Raw genomic sequence first — 6,702 nt, 5'->3', positions numbered from 1 at the left:
CAGACCCTGGCTTCCGACGGTAGCGAACGCACTCCACAAGGCCAGACCCTTGCCGCCGATGGCTACGACCGTACCCCTCAGGGCCAGACTCTCGCCGAAGGTGGTAACGACCGTCTGAAAGAAAAAGACCTGATCACCGAAGGCGGTGCCGATCGCCTGGCCGAACGTCACCAAGCCCTGAGCTGAGGCCATGATGGCCTGGAACGAAGCCCGATCCACTGGATCGGGCTTCGACATTTCAGGGACTCCGATTTACTGTCGCTCCCTCCTGCCCCCGCTACACGTTCGACGCCGGCAAAGCTGATTTGCTAGAGTGCGCCGCTCCTGTCTTCCAGAAAACGTCCCGCCGATGCTGCCTCGTGCCGAACAGAAACAACAGACCCGTCATGCCCTGATGGACGCCGCGCGCCATCTGATGGCGGGTGGACGTGGCTTTGGCAGCCTGAGCCTGCGCGAAGTGGCGAAAACCGCTGGCATCGTGCCGACCGGCTTCTACCGGCATTTCGACGACATGGACCAACTCGGCCTGGCGCTGGTCAGCGAAGTGGGCCAGACCTTCCGGGAAACGATCCGACTGGTTCGCCACAACGAGTTCGTCATGGGCGGCATCATCGATGCGTCGGTGCGGATCTTCCTCGACGTCGTGGCGCAGAACCGCTCGCAGTTCCTGTTTCTCGCCCGCGAACAGTATGGTGGCTCATCACCGGTGCGCCAGGCCATCGCCCGCCTGCGCGAGAACATCAGTGCGGACCTGGCCGCCGACCTGGCCCTGATGCCCAAGCTGCAGCACCTGAACGCCGACGGGCTGGAGGTGATGGCCGACCTGATCGTCAAGAGCGTATTCGCCACCCTGCCGGAGATCGCTGACCCACCGCAGGAGCCGCTGCCCGACTACCTGGCGCCGCAGGCGAAGATCACCCAGCAGTTGCGCTTCATCTTCATCGGCCTGAAGCATTGGCAGGGACTCGGCAGTACCGAGTGACCCTCGCCCCCCGACGCCCAGCCAACCTCGTAGGAGCCGGGCTCGCCCGCGAAGCTTTTCAGCGCCCCTGAACGAACAGACCGCCCTTCACGCCCCTGCCGGACACTTCACCCCCAGATGCACCGAAAACGCGCGGAAAGCCCTCTCTCGCACCACATTGAAACACCCAGACACATCGCTACGCTCCTTTTTCAGGCGCGCGACGCCTTCTGACAGGGATTTCCTAGGCCTCGTCCGACTGGCAAGCCCTTTGCTCTAGCTCAGGTATTGCTCATTGCTGGAAGCCTAAAGATGCTGGTGATTCATCGCAGAATCGAACCTCAATCCGCCTGGAGCGCCGAACTGCACCTGAACTTCGAGGCACGCAGCAAAAGCCGCCTGCGCTGTTTCAGTGCCGCCGGTGAAGATGTGGGATTGTTCCTCGAACGCGGTCAGCCCCCCCTGTACGACGGCGAATGCCTGCAAGCCGAAGACGGCCGCATCGTCCGCGTCTGTGCCCGCCCCGAACACTTGCTGCATGTCACCTGTGCCAATGCCTTCGAACTGACCCGTGCCGCCTACCACCTGGGCAACCGCCATGTCGCTCTCCAGGTCGGCGACGGCTGGCTACGGCTGCTCGACGACTATGTGCTCAAGGCCATGCTCGAACAGCTCGGAGCCCGCACCGAAACCATCGAGGCGCCCTTCCAGCCGGAACACGGCGCCTATGGTGGCGGCCATCACCATTCGCGGCATGGTGATGAAGACTTCAACTATCCGCCACGCCTGCACCAGTTCGGTGTGCGCACATGAATCCGGCCTGGGCGCTGCTGCGCCTGGCCAGCCCGCAACTGCCGATTGGCGGCTACAGCTACTCTCAGGGTCTGGAAATGGCCGTGGAGCAGGCGCGGGTGCATGACCCGGCCAGTGCCCGGCGCTGGATCGGCGACCAGTTGCTGCTCAACCTCGCCCGCTTCGAAGCCCCCTTGCTGCTGGCCCATTGCACCGCGGCGGCGCAGGCCGACTGGCCGCGCCTGGAGCGACTGGCCGAGGAACACCGTGCCAGCCGCGAGACCCGCGAGCTGTACCTGGAAAGCCGGCAGATGGGCTACTCCCTGCAACAACTGCTCGGCGGTCTTCCCGAGCTCGATGACGACGCCCGGGAATTCCTCGCTCACCATGGCGAACCGCACCTGGCCCTTGGCTGGGCACTGGCCGCCCGGGCCTGGCGAATCAGCCCCCAGGACGCCCTGGCCGCCTGGCTCTGGAGCTGGCTGGAAAACCAGTTGGCGGTGCTGATGAAAACCCTGCCACTCGGCCAGCAGGCCGCCCAGCGCCTGACCAGCGAACTGCTGCCGCTGCTGCAACAGGCCCAGCGGGCGGCCAGCGAACAAGATCCACAACACATCGGCAGTGCCGCCTTCGGCCTGTCCCTGGCATGCATGGCCCACGAGCGCCAATACAGCCGCCTGTTTCGTTCCTAGGAGAGCAAGATGAACGCACAACCCCTGCGTGTCGGTATCGGCGGCCCCGTCGGCTCCGGCAAGACCGCCCTGACCCTGGCCCTGTGCCTGGCCCTGCGCGAGCGCTACAACCTGGCGGTGGTCACCAACGATATCTATACCCGCGAAGACGCCGACTTCCTGGTGCGCAACCAGGCCCTGGCGCCGGAGCGGATCATCGGCGTGGAAACCGGCGGCTGCCCGCATACCGCGATTCGCGAGGACGCCTCGATCAACCTCGAGGCCGTGGACCAGTTGAACCGGCGCTTTCCGGGCCTGGACCTGATCCTGGTGGAGTCGGGCGGCGACAACCTGTCGGCGACCTTCAGCCCGGAGCTCTCCGACCTGACCATCTACGTGATCGATGTCTCGGCCGGCGACAAGCTGCCGCGCAAGGGCGGACCGGGCATCTGCAAGTCCGACCTGCTGGTGATCAACAAGATCGACCTCGCGCCGCTGGTGGGCGCCTCGCTGGAAATGATGGACAGCGACACCCGCCGGATGCGCGGCGACAAGCCGTTCGTCTTCAGCAACCAGAAAACCGGGCACGGGCTGGACGCCATCGTCGCCTTTATCGAACGCCAGGGCCTGCTGACCGCAGCCTGATCACTCAACCACCAGGAATCTGTCCATGAGTCTGAAAAAACTCCTTAGTGTCCTCACCCTGCTGCTGGCGCCGGCCGTGGCCTTCGCTCACCCCGGCCATGGCGACAGCGGCCTGGTCGCCGGTATCAGCCACCCCATCGGCGGCATCGATCACCTGCTGGCGATGCTGGCGGTGGGCCTGTGGGCCGCGCAGCAACAGGGAACGGCGCGCTGGGCGCTGCCGTGCACCTTTGTCGGCACCATGCTGATCGGTGGCGTGCTCGGCTTCGAGGGACTGGAACTGCCGGCCCTGGAAAGCGGTATCGCCGCCTCGGTACTGGCACTGGGCCTGGCCGTGGCATTGGCGGTACGGCCACCCGTGAGCCTGGCGGTGGCCGCCACGGCGCTGTTCGCCCTGTTCCATGGTGTGGCCCATGGCCTGGAATTGCCGGAGATGTCCAGCCCGTGGGCGTATGCCGCCGGTTTCGTGCTGGCAACGGCCACCCTGCACGCCCTCGGGTATCTGGTGGTGCGGGTCCTGCCGCAGGCGGCGGCGCCGCTGGTGCGCGTGGCCGGGGCGGCTTCGGCGGCGACCGGGGTGTGGTTGCTGGCAGGCTGACGGCCCAGTCGCGGATAAACCGGGGCACCGGCTCCCACAGGCCCGGTGGGAGCCAACTATCTCTAGCCCATCGCCGATGAACGGCCAAACAGGCTCCCAGGAAGTGCGGCAGACACCGCAGAACCTGGGGAGCTGGCGGCCCGGCGCCCCGGTTTATCCGCGAAAGCGCCAGCCCGGCCGCCGCCTTCTGCAACTGGACAGACACCTGCCCCAACCCACCCCGCAAAACCACGTATCTGACATGGCGACAAATCGCCTGCTACCATGTGGCGCAAACTCCTGTCCGACGACCCCTGCCGATGCCTGATGTTTCCAGCTCTGCCGCCGCCCCCGAATTGAAGCGTCTGTTCGCCACCGTGCAACAGCACTTTCACCAGGTGATCGTCCCCCTCTGGCAAGGCCCCGGCTGGAATGCCGAGCTGGCACTGCCGTATGAAGCGCTGGACGCCGAACATCGCCCACTGCCGCCGCAACGCTATCGCGCCATGGCCTGCGCCCGTCAGCTGTACCTGTTCTCCAGCCTGATCGGCGACATTGCCTTCCCGGACGCTGGCACCCGCGCCGCGGCACTGTTCCGCTCGCTGCAGCGGCATTTCCACGACGCCGAGCACGGTGGCTGGTTCTACAGCATCGATCCGCGGGGCACACCGCTGGACAGCCGCAAGGACCTCTATACCCACGCCTTCATCCTGTTCGCCTGCGCCCACTACTGGGCCAGGACCCGTGAACCGCTGGTGGAGTCGGTACTCGATGCCGCGCTGGAAGTGCTCGCCGTGCGCTTCGCCACCGGCGACGGCCTGTACGAGGCGGACCTGGCGCGCGACTGGTCGTCGCTGGGCAGCGGCCCGTTGCAGAATCCGCTGATGCACCTGACCGAAGCCTTCCTGGCGACGCTGGCGGCACGCGAGGACGCCCGCGTCCAGACCGACCTGCTGGCCCTGGTCGCGGCCTTGCAGAAGCGCTTCGTCGACCGCCAGCACGGCGTGATCCTGGAAAAACCGTTGGGCACTGTGGATAACTGGTTCGAACCGGGTCATCAGTTCGAGTGGATGTTCCTGCTCGAATCCTCGCCCCTGCTGCGCGGCAGTGCCTTGCACCAGTCGCTGGAACGAGGTTTCGAGTATGCCGAACGGACCGGCGTGGACTCGAACAGCGGAGCCGTCAGCGCGATGCTGGCCATCAATGGGACAGTACGTGACGCAACCCAACGGATCTGGGCCCAGGCCGAATACCTGCGGGCGCTGACCCTGCGTGTGGATAACTCGGCACGTCTGCAGCGCCAGCTTCAGGCCCTGCACACGCATTTCATGCACAAGGGCGGCTGGAACGAGTGCCTGGACGCCAAGGGCGTGGTCAGCCGTGCGGACATGCCGTCGACCACGCCCTATCACCTGGCGACCTGCCTGCACGGGCTGGCCGACTACCTGGGCTGAGCCGCACCGCGTCTCCTTGTGGCGAGCGGGCTTGCCCGCGTTGGGCTGCAAAGCAGCCCCACTACCAGCGAACTCGTTGTGCCTGGTGTATCTCGATCGCTGGCTTTGGGGCCGCTTCACGGCCCAACGCGGGCAAGTCCGCTCGCCACGCAATTGAGGATCAGGACTTGTCGCGCTCGATGGCGAACCCGGCCCAGGTCTGACTCACCGGCATCAGTTCCAGGCTGTTGATGTTGACGTGGGCTGGCGTGTTGAGCACCCAGAAGATGGTCTCGGCGATGTCTTGCGGCTGGATCGGCTCGGCACCGGCGTAAGTCGCGTCGTAGCGTGCCTGGTCACCACCGAAGCGCACCAGCGAGAACTCGCTTTCACACAGCCCCGGCTCGATGTTGCTCACGCGCACGCCCGTGCCTTGCAGATCGCAACGCAGGCTCAGGGAGAACTGTTTGACGAACGCCTTGCTCGCGCCATACACATGGCTGCCGGGGTACGGGTACTTGCCGGCGATCGAGCCGACGTTGACGATGCTGGCGCCACGGCCATGGGCGATCAGCCGCGGCAGCAGCAGGCGGGTGCTGTACATCAGGCCCTTGATGTTGGTGTCGACCATGGTGTCCCAGTCGTCCAGGCTGCACTTGGGCGCCGGGTCGACGCCCAGGGCCAGGCCGGCGTTGTTGATCAGTCCGCGCAGCTTGGCGAAGCTCGGTGGCAGGTTGGCGATGGCGGCTTCCATGGCCTTGCGGTCACGCACGTCGAGCACCAGGCCATGCACTTCGGTCTGCTGGGAAAGCTCGGCGCACAGGGCATTCAGACGCTCTTCGCGACGCCCGGTCAGTACCAGTTTCCAACCGGCCTCGGCAAAGCGACGGGCACAAGCCTCGCCAAAACCGGAAGTGGCGCCCGTGATAAACAGCGTGGATGTCATCGTGTTCTCCTAGCTAGACTCGGTTACAGCATGAAATAAAGTCGTTCTCCGCCCAGCATGCCCGGCCCGGCGGGGGCCAGCAACTGTGTCGCACGCTTCGACACTAGACTGTGCAAAAAACGTTCAAATACCTGCAGCCCAGGCCAGACGTGGCCTGGCGCCTGCTGTACGCACCTTATCCACAGCCCCTTCCACAATCCCTGGGGGCAAGTCGAAAAGCGCCAGCCCGCTATCCACAAGGCCTGCAGCGCTGTTCTGAAAGTTTTTTGCTTGACCTCGAACAAGCCCATGTGCCGCAACCGGATGCCAGGGCCAAGCGGTGGACTTTCGCGGGATGGCTCCAAGCCAGCAGCCACGCCGCTCATAGCGGTCTTTCCAGAGTTTGCCCACAGAGTTATCCACAGGCTGTCCCTATTGATTCAAAGGCATCCGGCGCATCCACAAACCTGTTGACAAATGCGCCGCGAGCCTGCTGAAAATCGACTGATCAAAAAACGCACAAAGCCTTGAAAGCCACGTTCTACAAGGCTTACAGCCAGCTACTCCCACGTTACCCACAGCCGATTCCACAGCAAACGGGGACAAGTCAAAACGGTGACAAAACAACTGTTTGCAGCGGTTTCATGTCGCACCCCACGAAGTTTTGCACGGTGTTTTCCACAATTCGTCCCCCGGCG

The 6,702-nt window shown here is 64.7% G+C and carries 7 protein-coding genes and 1 pseudogene; 7 read left to right on the top strand and 1 reads right to left on the bottom strand.

Going from position 1 to position 6,702, the window contains the following annotated elements:
• From K675_RS0101030 to K675_RS0101000, 7 genes and pseudogenes are all read left to right on the top strand, one after another.
• Positions 1-186, top strand: a pseudogene (locus K675_RS0101030) (hypothetical protein); the annotation flags it as partial.
• A gap of 163 nt (positions 187-349) precedes the next feature.
• Positions 350-982 carry a TetR family transcriptional regulator gene (locus K675_RS0101025; RefSeq protein ID WP_017901647.1) on the top strand — a complete coding sequence of 211 codons (633 nt, stop codon included), beginning with the start codon at positions 350-352 and terminating at the stop codon, positions 980-982.
• A 291-nt stretch (positions 983-1,273) separates the two neighbouring features.
• Positions 1,274-1,774, top strand: a complete 501-nt coding sequence (gene ureE / locus K675_RS0101020; protein WP_017901646.1) for an urease accessory protein UreE — start codon at positions 1,274-1,276, stop codon at positions 1,772-1,774.
• Positions 1,771-2,445 (top strand): urease accessory protein UreF, encoded by a 675-nt coding sequence (locus K675_RS0101015; RefSeq protein ID WP_017901645.1) that lies wholly within the window; start codon positions 1,771-1,773, stop codon positions 2,443-2,445. Before ureE ends, K675_RS0101015 begins: the two co-directional genes overlap by 4 nt.
• A gap of 9 nt (positions 2,446-2,454) precedes the next feature.
• Positions 2,455-3,069, top strand: a complete 615-nt coding sequence (gene ureG / locus K675_RS0101010; protein ID WP_017901644.1) for an urease accessory protein UreG — start codon at positions 2,455-2,457, stop codon at positions 3,067-3,069.
• Positions 3,070-3,094: 25 nt separating this feature from the next.
• Positions 3,095-3,667, top strand: a complete 573-nt coding sequence (locus tag K675_RS0101005) for a HupE/UreJ family protein (RefSeq protein ID WP_017901643.1) — start codon at positions 3,095-3,097, stop codon at positions 3,665-3,667.
• Between the two features lie 299 nt (positions 3,668-3,966).
• Positions 3,967-5,100 carry an AGE family epimerase/isomerase gene (locus K675_RS0101000; protein ID WP_017901642.1) on the top strand — a complete coding sequence of 378 codons (1,134 nt, stop codon included), beginning with the start codon at positions 3,967-3,969 and terminating at the stop codon, positions 5,098-5,100.
• Between the two features lie 160 nt (positions 5,101-5,260).
• Here the strand turns inward: K675_RS0101000 and K675_RS0100995 are convergent, their stop codons facing one another.
• Complete coding sequence (locus tag K675_RS0100995; RefSeq protein WP_017901641.1) at positions 5,261-6,025, bottom strand: SDR family oxidoreductase; 765 nt, start codon at positions 6,023-6,025, stop codon at positions 5,261-5,263.
• Positions 6,026-6,702 lie beyond the last annotated feature (677 nt).

The organism is Pseudomonas fuscovaginae SE-1 (assembly GCF_000364705.1).
Lineage (GTDB): Bacteria > Pseudomonadota > Gammaproteobacteria > Pseudomonadales > Pseudomonadaceae > Aquipseudomonas > Aquipseudomonas fuscovaginae_A.
Note: the sequence above shows the minus strand (reverse complement) of the source record. Positions and strands in the feature narration are given on the sequence as shown.

Bases quoted from the DNA above. Each gene is read 5' to 3' on its own strand.
- K675_RS0101025 (WP_017901647.1), top strand. From the start codon at position 350: ATGCTGCCTCGTGCCGAACAGAAACAACAGACCCGTCATGCCCTGATG.
- ureE (WP_017901646.1), top strand. From the start codon at position 1,274: ATGCTGGTGATTCATCGCAGAATCGAACCTCAATCCGCCTGGAGCGCC.
- K675_RS0101015 (WP_017901645.1), top strand. From the start codon at position 1,771: ATGAATCCGGCCTGGGCGCTGCTGCGCCTGGCCAGCCCGCAACTGCCG.
- ureG (WP_017901644.1), top strand. From the start codon at position 2,455: ATGAACGCACAACCCCTGCGTGTCGGTATCGGCGGCCCCGTCGGCTCC.
- K675_RS0101005 (WP_017901643.1), top strand. From the start codon at position 3,095: ATGAGTCTGAAAAAACTCCTTAGTGTCCTCACCCTGCTGCTGGCGCCG.
- K675_RS0101000 (WP_017901642.1), top strand. From the start codon at position 3,967: ATGCCTGATGTTTCCAGCTCTGCCGCCGCCCCCGAATTGAAGCGTCTG.
- K675_RS0100995 (WP_017901641.1), bottom strand. From the start codon at position 6,025: ATGACATCCACGCTGTTTATCACGGGCGCCACTTCCGGTTTTGGCGAG.